The organism is Pelagibacterium sp. 26DY04 (assembly GCF_031202305.1).
In the GTDB taxonomy this organism is placed as follows: Bacteria; Pseudomonadota; Alphaproteobacteria; order Rhizobiales; family Devosiaceae; genus Pelagibacterium.
In genome coordinates this window covers 1,410,587-1,427,966 of the sequence record NZ_CP101731.1, presented here as the reverse complement: position 1 = coordinate 1,427,966, position 17,380 = coordinate 1,410,587, and the positions used below count along the sequence as shown (strand labels likewise).

Sequence of the window (17,380 nt, the reverse complement as noted above, 5' to 3'; positions counted from 1 at the left end):
GTCTTTGTACGCCAGAGCACTACGACCCCATCCTGCTTGTTGTCATGACCTGATTTCTGCCTCTTCTACTCATCCCCGATCAGGGCCGCATGTTTGCGGTCCCGCGCAGAACGGGGACGACATGGCGGCTTCTCACCAGCAATCAGAGGCGATCCTACGAGGCGCGCGCATGTTACGCACGGCCCTCGGCCCCGCCATCGCCGGATTTCTGGAAGACCCGTCGATCGTCGAGGTGATGCTCAATCCCGACGGGCGGCTCTGGATCGACCGGCTGTCCGAAGGGCTCTCGGACACCGGAGAGCGCCTGTCGCCCGCCGACGGCGAGCGCATCGTCCGCCTCGTTGCGCATCACGTCGGCGCCGAGGTTCATTCCGGTTCACCGCGCGTGTCGGCGGAGCTTCCCGAGACGGGAGAGCGGTTCGAGGGCTTGCTGCCTCCGGTCGTGGCGGCCCCGGCGTTCGCAATCCGCAAGCCTGCCGTCGCCGTCTTCACGCTCGCTGACTACGTCGCCGCCGAGATCATGTCGGCTGAACAGGCTGAGATCCTCCGCCGCGCCGTCGCAGACCGCCACAACATCCTCGTCGCCGGCGGCACTTCGACCGGCAAAACCACGCTCACCAACGCGTTGCTTGCCGAAGTCTCGAAGACCTTCGACCGCGTCGTGCTGATCGAGGACACGCGCGAACTGCAATGCGCCGCGCCCAACCTGGTCGCCATGCGGACGAAGGATGGCGTCGCATCGCTCTCCGATCTCGTCCGCTCATCGCTTCGCCTGCGCCCCGATCGCATTCCGATCGGAGAGGTGCGCGGCGCCGAGGCGCTGGATTTGCTCAAGGCCTGGGGGACGGGCCACCCGGGCGGCATTGGCACGATTCACGCCGGCACCGCGCTCGGCGCGCTGCGCCGCCTCGAGCAGCTCATTCAGGAAGCCGTCATCACCGTCCCGCGCGCGCTGATCGCAGAGACCATCGATTTCGTCGCGGTCCTCAGCGGCCGCGGCTCGACCCGTCGCCTCGCCGAACTCGCCCGCGTCGAAGGTCTTCAGCCCCATGGCGACTACCGCGTCATCCCCGCAACCCAGTCCGCCTCAGGAGATCCCGCATGATCCGCCATGCCTTGCGTATTCGCCGTCATATCGCGACGGCAACGGCTGTCGCCTTCGTCACCTTGATGATCGCGCCTGCTGCCCATGCTTCTGGGTCGTCGATGCCATGGGAAGCGCCGCTCCAGAAGATTCTCGAATCCATCGAGGGTCCGGTCGCCAAGATCATCGCGGTGATGATCATCATCATCACCGGCCTGACGCTGGCCTTCGGCGACACGTCAGGCGGCACCCGCAAGCTGATCCAGATCGTGTTCGGGCTCAGCATCGCTTTCGCCGCGTCGAGCTTCTTCCTGTCGTTCTTCTCTTTCGGCGGCGGAGCGCTCGTTTGATGGCGAGCCTGATCGACAGCGCCGGCGACGTGCCAGGCTATGCCGTCCCGGTTCATCGCGCGCTCACCGAGCACATCCTTCTCGGCGGCGCGCCGCGCTCCATCGCAATCCTCAACGGCACGCTGGCGGCGGCGCTCGGCCTTGGCCTCCGCCTCTGGCTGGTCGGTCTCGGGCTCTGGGCGGTCGGGCATTTCGCCGCCGTGTGGGCGGCCAAACGCGATCCGCAATTCGTCGACGTGGTGCGCCGTCACCTTCGCATTCCCGGCCACCTGAGCGCGTGAGACCCCGATGATGAACCTTGACGAATATCGCCGGACCTCAACCCGCCTCGCAGATTTCCTGCCCTGGGCTGCGCTCGTGGGCGAGGGCATCATCCTCAACAAGGACGGCAGCTTCCAACGCACCGCCCGCTTTCGCGGTCCCGACCTGGATTCCGCGGTGCCGGCCGAACTCGTCGCCGTCGCCGGCCGCCTCAACAACGCCTTCCGCCGGCTCGGCTCGGGATGGGCAATCTTTGTCGAAGCGCAGCGCCATGGCGCCGGCGCCTATCCGGCGAGCCGTTTTCCCGAGGCGGCGTCCGCCCTGGTCGACGCCGAGCGTAAGGCCGATTTCGAGGAAGACGCCTCGCACTTCGAGTCGAGCTACTTCCTGACGTTCGTTTACCTGCCGCCGGCCGAGGACGCCGCTCGCGCCGAGGGCTGGCTCTATGAAGGCAAGGCCGACAATGGTCTCGACCCTCGTGAAGTGTTGCGCGGCTTCGCTGATCGCACCGACCGCGTGCTTCAGCTCATCGAGAACTTCATGCCGGAATGTGTATGGCTCGATGACGGCGAGACGCTGACCTATCTGCATTCGACCGTCTCGACCAAGCGCCATCGCGTGCGTGTGCCAGAGACGCCGATGTATCTCGACGCGTTGCTGGCCGATCAACCGCTCACCGGTGGACTGGAGCCGCGCCTCGACGACACGCATCTCCGCATCCTCACCATTGTCGGTTTTCCGACCGCGACCACGCCCGGGCTGCTCGACGACCTCAACCGGCTCGCCTTTCCGTATCGCTGGTCGACGCGCGCCGTCCTGCTCGACAAGACCGACGCCACCAGGCTGCTCACCAAGATCCGGCGGCAATGGTTCGCCAAGCGCAAGAGCATCATGGCGATCCTGAAAGAGGTGATGACCAATGAGGCATCGGTGCTCGTCGACACCGATGCGGCGAACAAGGCGGCCGATGCCGACCTCGCGCTCCAGGAACTCGGCGCGGACTATGCCGGTCAGGCCTATGTCACCGCAACGGTCGCCGTTTGGGACGCCGATCCACGCATCGCAGCCGAGAAGCTGCGCTTGGTGGAGAAGATTGTTCAGGGCCGCGACTTCACGGCGATGGCAGAGACGATCAACGCCGTCGACGCCTGGCTTGGCTCGCTGCCAGGCCATGTCTACGCCAACGTTCGGCAACCGCCGATCTCGACGCTCAATCTCGCCCACATGATTCCGCTGTCGGCGGTGTGGGCGGGGCCGGAACGGGACGAGCATTTCGGGCAACCCCCCTTGCTTTATGGCAGGACCGAAGGATCGACCCCGTTCCGGTTTTCCCTTCATGTCGGCGACGTCGGCCACACGCTCGTCGTCGGGCCGACGGGCGCCGGCAAGTCCGTGCTGCTGGCGCTCATGGCGCTCCAGTTCCGGCGCTACGCGAGGTCCCAGGTCTTCGCCTTCGACTTCGGCGGATCGATCCGCGCGGCGGCGCTCGCCATGGGTGGCGACTGGCATGATCTCGGCGGCGGTTTGACCGAGGGCGCGGCCGACAGCGTATCGCTGCAACCACTCGCCGGCATCCACCACGTGCCGGAGCGCGCCTGGGCGGCCGATTGGGTCGTCGCCATCCTGATGCGCGAGGGCGTGACGATCTCGCCCGAGGTGAAGGAGCATATCTGGACGGCGCTGACCTCGCTTGCGAGCGCGCCCGTCGCCGAACGCACCATCACGGGGCTCGCCGTCCTCCTCCAGTCTAACGACCTCAAGCAGGCGCTGCGGCCATATTGCGTCGGTGGTGCCTACGGCCGGCTGCTCGACGCCGAGAGCGAGCATCTCGGCGCAGCCTCGGTGCAGGCCTTCGAGACGGAGGGCCTGATCGGCACTGGCGCGGCGCCGGCCGTGCTGGCCTACCTGTTCCACCGCATCGAGGACCGTCTCGACGGCCGCCCCACGCTGCTGATCGTCGACGAGGGTTGGCTTGCCCTCGACGACGAAGGTTTCGCCGGCCAGCTCCGCGAGTGGCTGAAGACGTTGCGCAAGAAGAATGCCTCGGTCGTCTTCGCCACCCAATCGCTGTCCGACATCGACGGTTCGGCCATCGCGCCGGCCATCATCGAGAGCTGCCCGACCCGACTGCTGCTGCCGAACGAGCGCGCGATCGAACCGCAGATCACCGCGATCTATCGGCGCTTCGGACTCAACGACCGCCAGATCGAGATCCTCGCCCGCGCGATGCCCAAGCGCGACTACTACTGCCAATCCCGGCGGGGCAACCGGCTCTTCGAACTCGGTCTGTCCGACGTGGCGCTGGCGCTCTGCGCGGCTTCCTCGAAGACCGATCAGGCCGCGATCGAACGCATCGTGGCCGAGAACGGCCGCGAAGGATTCCTGCCGGCCTGGCTGCGCCTGCGCGGCGTCGCCTGGGCCGCCGACATCATCCCCAACCTCAACAACCTGGAGACACAGCCATGATCTTCCGCCGCTCACGCGCGGCGCTTCTTGCCGCGTCGATCCTTTCCATTCCCGTTGCGATGTCACCCGTGATGGTCCAGCCGGCGTCCGCGCAATGGATCGTTTACGATCCGACGAACTACGTGCAGAACGTTCTCTCCGCCGCTCGCGCGCTCGAGCAGATCAACAATCAGATCACATCGCTTCAGAACGAAGCGACGATGCTGATCAATCAGGCGCGCAATCTGGCGAGCCTGCCTTACTCCTCGCTCCAGCGGCTGCAGCAGTCCGTCCAGCGCACGCAACAACTCCTCGGTCAGGCGCAGCGCATCGCCTACGATGTCCAGCAGATCGATCAGGCGTTCACGACGACCTACGGCAACGCGTCGCTCTCCGCCTCCGACCAGCAGCTCGTGGCGCAGGCGCGCGAGCGATGGCAGAACACGGTCGGCGGCCTGCAGGACGCCATGCGGGTGCAGGCCGGCGTCGTCGGCAACATTGACACCAACCGTGCGGAGATGTCGGCGCTCGTCGGCCAGAGCCAAGGCGCGACCGGCGCCCTGCAGGCTGCACAGGCCGGCAACCAGCTCCTCGCGCTCCAGGCCCAGCAGCTCGCCGACCTCACCGCTGTCGTCGCCGCCAACGGTCGCGCGCAGGCGCTGTCGGAAGCCGAACGCGCAGCAGCCGCCGAGCAAGGCCGCGAGCAGCGCCGGCGCTTCCTGACGCCGGGTGTGGGCTACCAGCCCGGCAACGCCCGAATGTTCCCGAACGGCAACTGAGGGCGGCGTCATGGACGGAAAGATGCTGGCCCGTCTCGGCGCGGTGGTGTTCGTCGCGGTCGCGATCACCGCGACCGCGATCGAGCTGACCCGGCAGGAGGAAGAGCCGGCAACGCCGTTGGCGGCCCCCGCCGTCGCGGCCGCGGACCCGCATCGCGCCGAGTTGATCCGGTGCCAGCGCCTCGGGGAGGCTGGGCCCCGTGACCCGGCCTGCCTTCGCGCCTGGGCGGAAAACCGCGAGCGCTTCCTGGCCCCCGGCGCGCGGCCAGTGGCGCGCTTGCCCGAGGCGGCGGAGGCTCCGCCGCCTCCGCCTGAAGCGCCCATCCAAAGCGCAATCACGGAGGATCCGATCCGCAAGGAGATGGCGCCGCAGCTGGACGAGGACCGATAGTCATCATGGGCGGCACCGGCGTCATCGACCATTTCCTAGAGGTCTTCACCCGCTATATCGACTCCGGCTTCGGCCTGCTCGGGGGCGAGGTCGCGTTCATCGCGACCACCCTGATCGTCATCGACGTGACGCTGGCCGCCCTGTTCTGGAGCTGGGGCGCTGACGACGACATCATGGGACGTCTGGTCAAGAAGACGCTGTTCGTCGGCGTCTTCGCCTACATCATCAGCAACTGGAACAATCTCGCCCGCATCGTCTTCGAGAGCTTCGCCGGCCTCGGTCTGAAGGCCTCCGGCACAGGGTTCACGACGGCCGACCTCTTGCGCCCCGGCAAGGTCGCGCAGACCGGTCTCGACGCCGGCAGGCCGCTCCTCGAGTCCATCTCCAGCCTGATGGGCTATTGGAGCTTCTTCGAAAACTTCATCCAGATCGCGTGCATGTTCCTCGCCTGGGCGCTGGTGCTGCTCGCCTTCTTCATCCTAGCCGTCCAGCTCTTCGTCACCCTGATCGAGTTCAAGCTGACGACGCTCGCCGGCTTCGTGCTCATTCCCTTTGGTCTCTTCGGCAAGTCCGCCTTCATGGCCGAGCGCGTTCTCGGCAACGTGATCTCCTCGGGGATCAAGGTGCTGGTGCTGGCCGTCATCATCGGCATCGGCTCGACGCTGTTTTCCGAATTCACCGCCGGTTTTGGTGGGGCCAATCCGACCATCGACCAGGCGATGGCGATCGTGCTCGCGGCGCTGTCGCTGCTCGGTCTCGGCATCTTCGGGCCCGGCATCGCCAACGGCCTCGTCGCGGGCGGACCGCAGCTCGGCGCCGGCGCGGCAGTCGGAACGGGGCTCGCAGCGGGCGGCATGGTGGCCGCCGGCGCCGCCACCGTTGGCGCTGCCGCTGCCGGCGGCGCTACGCTCGCCGGCGGGGCGGCCGCCGCAGCGCGCGGTGGCGCCGCGCTCGCCGGAGGCGCTTCGACCGCCTACAGCCTCGGCGCCGCCGGACAAACGGGCGCGGCGGGCGTCGCCTCGGGCCTTAGCGGCGTCGCACGCGCCGCAGGTGGCGCGGCGACCTCGCCACTCCGTCGCGCCGCGTCGCGGACCGCCGACAGCATGCGGTCGAGCTTCTCGGGCGGCGCCAAGTCCGCCTTCGAAGCCACCGGCGGCACATCGACCATGGGCTCTATCGGCGGGAGTGCGGCCGATGCTGCCGCGTCGCCGGCCGCTGACGGGCCGCCTGCCTGGGCCCGCCGCATGAAGCGCTCCCAGGCTTTGAGCCACGGCGTGACGGCGGCCGCCCACGCCGTGCGCAGCGGCGACAGTCATGGCGGCGGCTCCTCCATCAACCTCTCCGAAAGCGACCGCTGATGTTCAAACGACCCTCCACCCACTACGGCAAGACTCCCGAACCAGAGACGCCCTACCGGCGCGCCGCGCAGGTCTGGGACGAGCGCATCGGCTCCGCCCGCGTCCAGGCGAAGAATTGGCGCCTCATGGCGTTCGGATCGCTGATTCTCTCGGCCGGCTTTGCCGCCGCGCTTGTCTGGCAATCGGCGCGTGGGACGATCGTGCCTTGGGTTGTTCAGGTCGACAGGCTCGGCCAGGCTCAGGCGGTCGCGCCCGCGGTCGCTGACTATCGCCCCACCGATCCGCAGATCGCCTTCCATCTGGCGCGCTTCATCGAGCAGGTCCGCTCGATTCCGTCCGACGCCATCATCGTCCGGCAGAACTGGCTGCGCGCCTACGACTTCACGACCGATCGCGGCGCGATGGCGCTAAATGACTATGCGCGCTCGAACGACCCCTTCACCAAGGTCGGCCGGCAGCAGATCGCCGTCGATGTCTCGAGCGTGATCCGCGCTTCGCCGGATAGCTTTCGCGTCGCCTGGACCGAGCGCCGCTACGAGAACGGCCAGCTCGCCGAGACGACCCGCTGGACCGCCATCCTCACCATCGTCGTGCAGGTCCCTCGCAACGCCGATCGGCTGCGAGCGAACCCGCTCGGCATCTACGTCAACGCCATCAACTGGTCACGGGAGCTTGGGCAATGAAGCCGTCTTTCCGTAAAGCCGGAAATCCGGCTTATCGCACATCCACACTCACGGCTCTGCTGCTTTCGGCGACCGCGCTCGCCGGCTGCGCCACCACGCAGAGACCGCCCGAGATCTCCTATGACGACGCGGCGCCGGCCGTGCAGACGGCCGATCCGCCGGGACCGGTGCAGGTGGTGGAGCTTCCGCGTCCGCTGCCGCTACCGGGGCAGATGAAGCCCGTCGAAGAATCGCGCCGAACCCCAGAGCCCGCCGATCCGACGGCCCGTGTCAATCAGGCCAACGCCGCCGCGCGCGTGCAGCCGGTGCGCGACGGTTTCATCAACGCCATGCAAGTCTACCCTTACACCGGCGGCGCGCTCTATCAGGTCTATACGGCCGTCGGGCAGATCACCGATATCGCCCTCCAGCCCGGCGAGCAGCTCGTCGGCTCCGGGCCGGTCGCCGCCGGCGACACGGTCCGCTGGATCATCGGCGACACGCAGAGCGGCTCGGGCGCAACGATGCAAGTCCACATCCTGGTGAAGCCGACCCGCGCGGACCTGATGACCAACCTGGTCATCAACACCAATCTGCGCACGTACCACATGGAGCTGCGCTCGACCGAGCGCACTTACATGGCCTCTGTCTCCTGGCAGTATCCGCAGGATCAGCTCATCGCCCTGCGCCGCCAGAATGCGCAGGCCGATGCCGCACGCCCCGTCGCCACCGGCGTCGACCTGGCCAACATCAACTTCCGCTATGCCATCGAGGGTGATCGCGCCCCATGGCGCCCGCTACGGGCCTATGACGACGGCCGGCAGGTCTTCATTGAGTTTCCGCGTGGCATCGGCCAGGGGGAAATGCCGCCGCTCTTCGTGGTCGGCCCCGAGGGCAACACCTCCGAACTCGTGAACTACCGTGTCCGCGGTAATTACATAATCGTCGACCGTCTCTTCGCAGCCGCCGAGCTGCGCTTCGGCGCCGGCGACCGTCAGAAACGCGTGCGGATCGTACGCACCGACGGGAGGCCGACATCGTGAGCGAGCCTGAACCCCGGAAAGAGGAAGAAGACGCGCCGCTGCTCGGGCCGGCCGGCGACGCGGCCGCCCCGATGCGGCTCCGGGGCGAGGCGCCGCGCGTCACGCGGCTCTCGCGCAAGGTGCTCGCCGGCATCGGTCTCATCGCGAGCGTGGGCATCGGCGGCGCGCTGATCTACGCGCTTCAGACGCGCGATGGCGGCAAGCCCGCCGAGGAACTCTATTCGACCGAGAACCGATCGACCGCCGACGGCTTGGCCGAGCTGCCGCGTGACTACAGTGCTGTTCCGCGGCTCGGCCCGCCTCTACCCGGCGACCTCGGTCGACCGATTCTGGGCGCGCAGAATCGCGGCCAGCCGGTGCCCGTGGGCGTCGCGACACCCCCCGGCCTCAGCGCCGAGGAGCAGCGCCGCCTGCAGGAGATCGAGACCGCGCGCACCAGCAGGCTCTTCGCCGGCACGGAGAGCCGGCCGACGGGGTCGTCAAGCCCCGGGACGGCGGCGAGCGCGCCGCCACTGGCGCCCGACCTCGCCAGCCTCGGACTTGCGCCGCAGCCCACCACACCGACGGCTCAAGAGCGGCAACTCGCGTTTCTCAACGCCGCCGCCGATCGGCGCACCCTCGCGCCGGATCGCGTCGCCGCTCCGGCGTCGCCCAATATCCTTCAGGCGGGCGCCGTGATCTCGGCTGCGCTCATCACCGGCATCCGCTCCGATCTTCCGGGCCAGCTCACCGCGCAAGTGACTGAGAATATTTACGACAGCCCGACCGGCCGCATACTTCTCGTGCCGCAGGGCACGAGGATCATCGGCCAGTACGACAACAATGTTCAATTCGGCCAAAGCCGCGTGCTGCTGGTCTGGAACAGGCTGATATTCCCGAACGGGCGGTCGATCGTGCTCGAGCGCCAGCCAGGCGCGGACACCGAAGGCTATGCCGGCCTGCAGGATGGCGTCGACTATCACTGGTGGGATCTGGCCAAAGCGGCAGGTCTCTCCACGCTGCTGAGCATCGGGGCCGAGCTCGCCACGAACGATGACGACCGCCTGATCCAGGCGATCCGCAACGGCGGGCAGGACACCATCAACGATGCGGGCCAGCAGATCGTCCGTCGCCAGTTGAACGTCGCGCCGACGCTGACCATCCGCCCGGGATTCCCTGTGCGCGTCATTGTCACGCGAGACCTCGTCCTCGAACCTTACGGAGGCTGAGCCATGGCGAAACTCAAACTTGGGGCAATCGATGACGACAAGCCGGTGAAGGTTGCGCTCGAACTGCCGGCGGCCGTCCACCGCGACCTGGTCGCCTACGCCGAGGTGCTTGCCAGAGAGACGGGACGATCCGCGGGCGACCCCGTCAAATTGATTTGCCCGATGATCGAGCGCTTCATGGCGACAGATCGGGGCTTTGCAAGGGCACGCCGAGAAGGCGGTGGTAGTCGTCAGCCAGTTACGTCAAGCGGGACGCCGCGGCAGTAACCCTCGATGCTCCCACCAGGCCGGACTTCGATCGCTTTGACATGGTTCTGGCAAGACTGAGCAGGCGCCTCAGGGCTGGATTGTCATTCTGTGGCGACCATATTGCGCAAAACGGCAAGATCTCCTCGGACAGCGGGCGATAGACCACGCCGGGAAAGCACGCTGCCGTCGTCGCCTCGCTCGTAAGGGTGAGACCTTGCCCCATCGCCACGAGATGCATGAGGTTGTCTCTGCCCACGCGATGACGCTCGACGCTAGGATGACGGCCCAGGTCGGCGAGATGCTTGATCAGGTAGTCGTGAATTTCCGGACCGGGGTCGATCTCGCTGATGATGAACTGCCTGTCTGCCAGATCGCTCCACGAGATCTCGGAGCCTAACGCTAGCTCATGACCGCTCGGCAACGCGACATAGACCCGCTCACTCCAAAAATGCGCCACATCGCACCCGTCTGCGATCGGCTGGCCTGTCAGAAAGGCAATATCGAGGTGATGCCTCTGAACGGAAATAATGTGGCCCGCTGGGCCGCCCTCGATGAGATCGGGGCGGACGCCTGAATTCGCTACGACATAGGTACGGAGCAGATCAGACAGGAAGCCTGAAGCGAGTGAAGAGAATATCCCAATGCGAACGACGCCCGCTTCACCACGCCCGCACGAACCCGCGTCGATCGCCGCGTGACCAATCTGGCTCAGCGCCCGGCGCGCGCGCGCGAGGAATCGTTCCCCGGCGTGAGTGAGACGGACGCCGCCATGGTGACGGATAAAGAGCGCGGCGCCGATCTCATCTTCCAGATCTCGAATGCGGCGGCTTATCGCGGATTCCTGGATCTCCAGCGCCTTCGCCGCACGCCGGAAGCTGCCGCACTCGGCAGCCGCAACGACATAGCGAAGATGGCGCAGCTCCACTAGCTGCACACGCCACGCTCGTCGGCAAGAAGTTCACCGATCGAGCATTGGATCAAGATTGCTTCGCATCGTGCCGGACGGTTCATCGGCGCTGGGCCACATCATCGCCGGTGGTCAGCCCGGTGGGCTATCACCCAATAGGCCTGCCTCAAGCGACCTTGCGGCACTTGACATCGGCCCCCTCGTTCATCGCGGCCAGCGAGGGTTTCAAGAGCGCACAACAGATGCTCAGCGACATCGAGCCGATCCTCGTCAGAGGCGCGCCTGAATGCATCGAGCACCAGATCCTCGAGTTTTCTAGGCTGCGGCAGCGTCGAAACCCTGCTGGGACAGCGCGTGTACAATTGTCTTCTCACTCACGGTTTCCCTTTTGAAGGTAACCTGCACCTGCTTCTGCCAGAGTTTTGTTTTGACTTGGTGTATGCCGGGTATCTGGGTAAGGATCCCGCGGATCTTCTCTGCGCAGCCATCGCAGACCATTCCCGGAACCTCCAACGTCACTGTCACATCAAGATTGGGGCGGGTGGTCATTTGTCCTCCATTAGAGCAATGCGGCGTAAACCTGAGCGTAGTACCATCCGACGAAGACGAGAGCGGCGCCGCTCACGAGCTGAATCGGGCGGCCCAATAAGCCGAGGCGCGTAAAGCGGGTGGCAGTGCTTGCCGCAACGCCGGCGAGCAGGAAGGGAAGACCGCGCCCAACGCCGAAGAAGAACGCCAGAAGTACGCCGAGCTTGGGCGCGCCAGTCGCGGCAACGACCGTGAATAAGAGGAGGAGCGGGGCCACGGACGTGCCAAGGCTGAACACCAGCCCATAGGCAAAAGCCCCCGCCACCCCCGGCCTGCGCAAAGCACGGAGTCGATCAAATGACACCCGCGGTCGCCAAAAAGCGAGTCCTGCAGCCGAGAACGAGATGATCGCCATCGCGAGCGCCCAATTGCGGCCGAATGACTCCGTGGCCAATGCGCCGAGTTGACCTGCAAAGAGACCAAGCGCTGTGAGGCTTCCGACGATGCCAACGAAGAAAGCGCTTGCAATTGCGAGCCCGTCGTGACGACCTCCGGTGTCAGATGCTCCGGCCATACCCGCGACGCTGAGTCCAACAGGCAACGTGCACGGACAAACCGCGCTTGCCAAAATACCCGCGAGAAACGTGGTGCCTATTGCAGGCAACAGTCCACCTCCAGTGAGGCCAGGTTGGATCGACTGCAATGCAGACTCCAACGTCATTTCGCCTCCACCGGGGTCCCAGCTTGATATCCGAGCGCGTTGACAGCGGCGACGATGCGGTCGGGCGAAACACGTGCGGGGGCATAGGTCACACGCATCGTCCTGGCCGCCAAGCTCACCTCGACATTAGATACGCCATCGATGTTCTTGACGGTTTGCTTGATCGTCGCGGCACAGCTCACACACGACATACCGGTTACCGGCACGACGACCGTCGTTCCTACAGCTTTATCGGAAGCCGAGCTTGTCGCCATCCCAACCGCGAAAACGACAGCGAGAAGCACCGCGACGAGCGAAAGCAGTGAGGCCAAACGGGCGCGAGGCAATCTCGTCTTTGCACTCCTGATCGTCATAGCGCCTTCTCCATGATGGTGCTCGCGCCTAACACAATGCACCTTGACTCGGGGAATTATGCCCTCCGTACCACAGTCCGGAGTCAAGCGGTTCCGGAGCGCCGGCAAGGCCGATGTGGCTCCTATAGGCGCATCAGACCGCGCTGCCGTGCACGATCTCGGAGCGGAACAAACGTATAGCCAAAGCAGCCAACAAAATCTCAATGATTGCAAACAGGCTGAGGGACGTCCCGAAACCGAGCCGAAGTATTTCGCCGAATGCGAGGCTGCCGATCCCGAAGCCTAGGAACAGCATGAAGACATTCAGACCCATAGCTTGCCCAGGTCTTTCGCTGAGCGCTGTTACTATGCCGGCGAACAGCGGTTGCGTCATATCATAGCCGAGAGAAAGGACGGTCACGGCCATCGCTGCAGCGATCAGGGGTAAATCCAGAATGAGCGTTGCCGCGCCCACAGCCCCAAGGGCAAGTCCGATGGGCAATAGCCGGCCTCGCCCCCAACGATCTGCAGCTCGACCTATGATCGGACCAAAGACAAATCCCGGGATGCCATAGCCCAACAAGGCAAGGCCAATACCCACAGGCCCCAGACCATATCTTTGCTCGAAATATACGCCGAGCCAGGTGAATACTCCGGCATGAAAAATCGAATTTAGCAGGACATAGCTATAAGTGCGGTGACCACGCGGCGTTCCGAGGATCAATCGATAGCCGCGAACAAGATCACTGAAATTTCCTGTGACGGGCTGTGCGGTCCCCACGACGAAGTGCCGGTACGGCAATATCAACAGGCCGAGCACCACGGCGGCGCACCCCACCGCAAGAAACAATCCGGGCCAACCTATAAACGGCTCGAGAATCGCTCCGAATGTCGAACCAAAAGCCATGCCGCCCGCCATTGCGCCGAACAGCCAGCCCAATGGCCTCCCTCGTCGTTCGTAGGCGTAGAGACGGCCGACGAGAACCAACGCGAGCGGCACCACTCCGCTGGCGCCCAGGCCGGTTAGTACACGCCAAAACGCAAGCATCTCGACCGATCGGGCGGTCGCTGTCAGTGCAGTTAGCACGACAAACGCGCCCAGAGATCCGATCATGATGCGCCACAGGCCTACCCGGTCCGCCATGAAGCCGTAGACCAAGGTGGCTACGCCATACGGCACCAAGTACGCTGGCACGATGAGCCCGATTGATTGGATCGGCTCCGCGAAGATCACGGACAGGCGCGGGATGATCGGCGCCACCATATATGCTTGGAAGAAGATGAAGAATGTAACGGCGGAAAGCAGCCAGAGCAGGCGCTCCCGGACGTTCGTCTCATCCTTAGATGTCGCCGCCGTCACTGGTTGACCCCCAGCCTGAGCGGCTTGAAGCGATCCGCGATTGCTGCGCCGAAGTTCCTGCTACCGGCATTGTTCGAATCTCTGTCATAAAGGATGATCATCAGTTTGCTGGTTTCACAGTGTAATGAATCGTCTGGCCCACGATCCTGCCGTTCCGGATTAGGTAACTGTCTGCGCCGTCCTCGACTTCTGCACCGCCACCGTGTGCACTCCACTCGAGGAAGCCGAGCTCGCCTTCAACGAGCAGGTTTTTATATTCGAACATGGCATCAGGCAGCTCTTCTCTGAGCCGCTGTGCGAGCTGACGTAAGCCGTCGTGGCCTCTGAAGACGCCGCTCGCCGTTAGCACGACCAGATCCTCGGCATAATTCCGCGCCAGATCGTCCTCGACAGTGCCGTGCTGACTTTCATGCAGATGATCGTCGAGCACTTCCGCCGGCGCACGATGCTTTATCGGTCCCATTGCCGTGCTCCTTCACGCCGTCTGAGGCAAAGGCGACTCAATCTTTTTCCCGACGCTGAGGACCGCATCAAAGAAGAGCTGCGGCCGTCCCCATAGCGAATTGAAGAAGATCGCGGTGACGCTGACAGCCATCGCCACCATGGCCCACACGGGATAGACGAGACCCGTTGCGGCGATCGGAATTCCGACGCCATTGAACAGGAAGGCGAGAGTGACGTTCTGGAGCATCTTACGGTAGCTCCTCCGGCTGATCTGGCGCGCGACCAGAACGGCGTCCAAGCGATTGGACAGGATGATGATGTCAGCAGATTCGATCGCGATGTCGGTGCCGCCGCCCATGGCGACACCGACATCCGCCTGCATCAATGCGGGGGCATCATTGATACCGTCGCCGACCATCGCGACCCTCGTTCCCCCCGCTTGGAGCTTTCGGATGATCTCCGCCTTGCCATCGGGCAGAATGCCGGCGTGCACAGTGTCTATGCCGACGTCTCGCGCGACCTTTTGCGCGGCGCGCTCATTGTCACCGGTCAGCAGAATCAGGCGAAGCCCGTCGGACCTCATTCTCGCAACTGCTTCCTTGGCATCGGTTTTCAGCGTGTCACCTAGGGCAATGATGCCGAGCGACTGTCCGTGTCTGCCAACGGCGATCACTGTCCGGCCGGCTTCCTCCAGCGCCGCAATTCGATCAGTAAGCGTCGAAAGATCCACGCCTCGCTCCGAGAGAAAGCGCGGGCTGCCGACCAGGATCTCCCCGCCATCGATTTTCGCAGCGATGCCTTTGCCGGGTACAGCCTCAAAGGACCCAACGTCTGGCGGGACGGCGCCTCGCTCGAAAGCCGCCGTTACCACTGCTTGCGCGAGCGGATGTTCAGAGGAAGCTTCTGCCGCTGCCGCCAACGCTAACAGCTCATCCTCTTCGCCATTAACGGCCTCAATCTCACGAACCGCAGGCTTGCCCTGAGTAAGCGTGCCGGTCTTGTCGAGAACAATGGTCTTCACCAGACGGAAGCCTTGGAAGGCTTCGCCCGTGCGCATTAGAACGCCCCGTTCGGCCGCCTCACCAGCACCGCGCACTATTGACAGCGGCGCGGAGATACCCACCGCGCAAGGATATCCCATTACAAGCACGCTCAAGCCGGCGAAGATTGCCCGTTCCAAGTCGACCTCGCCTGATATGAGCCATGATCCGACCAGCCAACCGACAAGAGCGAGCATCGCAATAACGAGAACCGTCGGCGTATAAACCTGGAGAACTCGATCAACGAGATGCAAGAGGCCGGGCTTGAGTGCCCGAGCATCCTCGACTTCGCGAATCACCTTGTGCAGGAAGCTTCCCTCGCCGACCGCTCGCACCTGAACGAGCAACGTGCCATTGCCATTGATTGAACCACCGATCACCGCGTCGCCTTTTTTCCGCTCGACCGGAATCGGCTCGCCGGTCACGAAGGACTGATCGACCGCCGAATGCCCGCTAGCCACCTCACCATCGACTGGCACGCGCTCACCAGGACGAATACGGACGAGATCACCGATCGCCACCTCCGCGATCGGCAGTTCCAACTCCTGGCCATTGCGCTCGACGCGCGCGGTTTCCGGCTGAAGATCGAGGAGCTGTTTCACCGCCTGCGAACTGCGGGTCTTGACGATCAGCGAGAGCCATTCCGAGAAGATGTGGTAGGTCGTGACCATCACTGAAACGGCGAAAAAGGCCGCCGTCGGGTAGGCTGCGGGGGAGAAGATGAACCCGATCATGCCGCCGATGATGCCGGCGAAGGCACCCGTCTCAAGCAAGACATGTTGATTAAGAATGCCCCGTCGCAGTGCCTGCGCCGCCATCACCAGAATATGGCGTCCGATGCCGAAGACGAGGATTACGGCCATGGCGGCGACAAGCCACGGAACAGCCGCAGCGAACCAAGCCTGCTCCTTCACGAGCATCAGCGCGAGTGCGGCGATGCCCAATCCGCCGGATCCGAGAATTGCTGGAGCGATGCCTCGTGCTCGCAGCACGAGGAACATCAACCCGATGAGGCTGAAAAATACCACGCCATGGATGGCGAGGGCCGCGATACCCATCGGGTTGGTAATTAGGGCTATGGCGAGGAGGCTAAACGCGGTCGCAACGAGAAAACGGCGACCTTCGCGGACGAGCTCACGCTCCTCCTCTTCGAAGGGCCGAACCTTGCGTGGATCTGAAATTGTATAGCCGATGTCGCGCAGGATTCTCAGCAACGCCTCGGGGCGGGCGACGCTCGGGTCGTATTCGACCAGCGCCTGCTCATGCGTGAGGCTTACTGCGACCTTGTCGACGCCTGCTTGACTGCCAAGTGCCTTCTCGATCGTTCCAGTGCAAAGCGAGCAATGCAGACCGCCAATCCGGGCGCGTATCCTAGCCCGATCGGGTCGGCTCGCCGGCTCCTCGCTCCAAGGCTGGGCGCGTGGTGCAATCGCTGTAGCCGTGTTCATGCCCTGACCTCCGGTCCAACATTTGCCGGCGAACCGCCGGCATTGTCCTATTGAAGCCGAGTCTACGCTCCGTACCAGACTACGGAGTCAAGCGGCATTGGCGCGTATTTCTGCCCGGCTCATGAGCTACGCCTTGATCTCGGCGAATAAGCCGAAGCCGATCGACCAGAGGCCAAGGACGACGAGCAGCAAACCGGTCCAGAGCGGTAGCCGTCGCGATAAGGCAGACAGCCAATCCAGCGCGCGCCGCGCAGACGGGATGAGGACCGCTGCCACGATCGGCAACGACAAGGCGAGCCCGAAAAGACCCAATGAAACAAAGCCAGCCGAAATGGTTGCACCGCTCACGCCGCCTGCTGCAGCCATACCCAACAAGACAAATATCAACGGCGCAGCGCACGCTGGAATATTGAGGCCAAACAACAGACCCAAGGCGACCGAACCACGCGACCCAGACAGGCCGCCGAGGCCGGGGCCAAGTGAAATCTTCAACGATCCAGCGCGGCGGAAAGTGTACAAGAGGCCGATCGCCACATAAATCGCGCCAAGCACGATCCAGGCAGCCTTTTGGAAGCCTATGAAGGCGGTGCCGATGACAACGGCCGCCACGCCCAATGCTCCTATGAGCGCTGCACGAGTGACCGCAAAGATACCGACTTGGGCAAGTTTATCTGCGAAGGTCTTGCCTTCGAGGTACTTTACAAAAACCAAGGTCGATCCTATCGAGCATGGTTCTACAAAGCCGAGAAGGCCGAGCCCGATTGGAAGGG

Annotated in this window: 19 protein-coding genes; 11 read left to right on the top strand and 8 right to left on the bottom strand. The window is 64.3% G+C overall.

The genetic code is table 11. The annotated features are described in order from the left end of the window. Positions 1-121: 121 nt before the first annotated feature. Genes trbB through NO932_RS06840 form a run of 11 tightly spaced genes read left to right on the top strand, consistent with a single transcriptional unit; the run spans position 122 to position 9,848 of the window. Positions 122-1,105 carry a P-type conjugative transfer ATPase TrbB gene (gene trbB / locus NO932_RS06890; RefSeq protein ID WP_309210398.1) on the top strand — a complete coding sequence of 328 codons (984 nt, stop codon included), beginning with the start codon at positions 122-124 and terminating at the stop codon, positions 1,103-1,105. Continuing rightward, the gene (locus NO932_RS06885) at positions 1,102-1,434 is read left to right on the top strand and encodes a TrbC/VirB2 family protein (protein WP_309210397.1); all 333 of its coding nucleotides are present in this window, start codon (positions 1,102-1,104) and stop codon (positions 1,432-1,434) included. Before trbB ends, NO932_RS06885 begins: the two co-directional genes overlap by 4 nt. After that, on the top strand, positions 1,434-1,715 hold the full coding sequence (locus NO932_RS06880) for a VirB3 family type IV secretion system protein (protein WP_309210396.1): 282 nt from the start codon (positions 1,434-1,436) through the stop codon (positions 1,713-1,715). The genes NO932_RS06885 and NO932_RS06880 overlap by 1 nt, the downstream gene beginning before the upstream one ends. A 7-nt stretch (positions 1,716-1,722) precedes the next feature. Then, positions 1,723-4,161 carry a conjugal transfer protein TrbE gene (gene trbE / locus NO932_RS06875; protein ID WP_309210395.1) on the top strand — a complete coding sequence of 813 codons (2,439 nt, stop codon included), beginning with the start codon at positions 1,723-1,725 and terminating at the stop codon, positions 4,159-4,161. Next, complete coding sequence (trbJ, locus tag NO932_RS06870) at positions 4,158-4,919, top strand: P-type conjugative transfer protein TrbJ (protein WP_309210393.1); 762 nt, start codon at positions 4,158-4,160, stop codon at positions 4,917-4,919. Before trbE ends, trbJ begins: the two co-directional genes overlap by 4 nt. A 10-nt stretch (positions 4,920-4,929) precedes the next feature. Next, positions 4,930-5,310 (top strand): putative entry exclusion protein TrbK-alt, encoded by a 381-nt coding sequence (gene trbK-alt / locus NO932_RS06865; protein WP_309210392.1) that lies wholly within the window; start codon positions 4,930-4,932, stop codon positions 5,308-5,310. 5 nt (positions 5,311-5,315) lie between these two features. Further along, complete coding sequence (trbL, locus tag NO932_RS06860; protein ID WP_309210391.1) at positions 5,316-6,668, top strand: P-type conjugative transfer protein TrbL; 1,353 nt, start codon at positions 5,316-5,318, stop codon at positions 6,666-6,668. Next, on the top strand, positions 6,668-7,351 hold the full coding sequence (gene trbF / locus NO932_RS06855; protein ID WP_309210389.1) for a conjugal transfer protein TrbF: 684 nt from the start codon (positions 6,668-6,670) through the stop codon (positions 7,349-7,351). The genes trbL and trbF overlap by 1 nt, the downstream gene beginning before the upstream one ends. Beyond that, positions 7,348-8,373, top strand: coding sequence for a P-type conjugative transfer protein TrbG (trbG, locus tag NO932_RS06850; protein WP_309210387.1), 1,026 nt, complete (start codon positions 7,348-7,350; stop codon positions 8,371-8,373). The genes trbF and trbG overlap by 4 nt, the downstream gene beginning before the upstream one ends. Then, positions 8,370-9,581, top strand: coding sequence for a TrbI/VirB10 family protein (locus tag NO932_RS06845; protein ID WP_309210384.1), 1,212 nt, complete (start codon positions 8,370-8,372; stop codon positions 9,579-9,581). The genes trbG and NO932_RS06845 overlap by 4 nt, the downstream gene beginning before the upstream one ends. A 3-nt stretch (positions 9,582-9,584) precedes the next feature. Continuing rightward, on the top strand, positions 9,585-9,848 hold the full coding sequence (locus tag NO932_RS06840; RefSeq protein ID WP_309210382.1) for a DUF2274 domain-containing protein: 264 nt from the start codon (positions 9,585-9,587) through the stop codon (positions 9,846-9,848). Here the strand turns inward: NO932_RS06840 and NO932_RS06835 are convergent. The 8 genes from NO932_RS06835 to NO932_RS06800 all read right to left on the bottom strand — a co-directional run bounded on the left by NO932_RS06835 (position 9,820) and on the right by NO932_RS06800 (position 17,321). After that, on the bottom strand, positions 9,820-10,764 hold the full coding sequence (locus NO932_RS06835; protein ID WP_309210380.1) for a LysR substrate-binding domain-containing protein: 945 nt from the start codon (positions 10,762-10,764) through the stop codon (positions 9,820-9,822). The genes NO932_RS06840 and NO932_RS06835 overlap by 29 nt on opposite strands. Positions 10,765-11,052: 288 nt before the next feature. Beyond that, entirely contained in the window at positions 11,053-11,286 is a 234-nt protein-coding gene (locus tag NO932_RS06830) for a heavy metal-associated domain-containing protein (protein ID WP_309210379.1), read from the bottom strand. 10 nt (positions 11,287-11,296) lie between these two features. Further along, positions 11,297-11,986: a cytochrome c biogenesis protein CcdA gene (locus NO932_RS06825; RefSeq protein ID WP_309210377.1), complete on the bottom strand. Its 690-nt coding sequence runs from the start codon at positions 11,984-11,986 to the stop codon at positions 11,297-11,299. Next, complete coding sequence (locus NO932_RS06820; RefSeq protein WP_309210375.1) at positions 11,983-12,339, bottom strand: heavy-metal-associated domain-containing protein; 357 nt, start codon at positions 12,337-12,339, stop codon at positions 11,983-11,985. The genes NO932_RS06825 and NO932_RS06820 overlap by 4 nt, the downstream gene beginning before the upstream one ends. Positions 12,340-12,472: 133 nt before the next feature. Further along, positions 12,473-13,678: an MFS transporter gene (locus tag NO932_RS06815; protein WP_309210374.1), complete on the bottom strand. Its 1,206-nt coding sequence runs from the start codon at positions 13,676-13,678 to the stop codon at positions 12,473-12,475. Between the two features lie 100 nt (positions 13,679-13,778). After that, a complete protein-coding gene (locus tag NO932_RS06810) occupies positions 13,779-14,141 on the bottom strand; it encodes a nuclear transport factor 2 family protein (RefSeq protein ID WP_309210373.1) in 363 nt (120 codons plus the stop codon). 12 nt (positions 14,142-14,153) lie between these two features. Then, complete coding sequence (locus NO932_RS06805) at positions 14,154-16,610, bottom strand: cation-translocating P-type ATPase (protein WP_309210371.1); 2,457 nt, start codon at positions 16,608-16,610, stop codon at positions 14,154-14,156. A 126-nt stretch (positions 16,611-16,736) separates the two neighbouring features. Beyond that, complete coding sequence (locus tag NO932_RS06800) at positions 16,737-17,321, bottom strand: hypothetical protein (RefSeq protein ID WP_309210369.1); 585 nt, start codon at positions 17,319-17,321, stop codon at positions 16,737-16,739. Positions 17,322-17,380 lie beyond the last annotated feature (59 nt).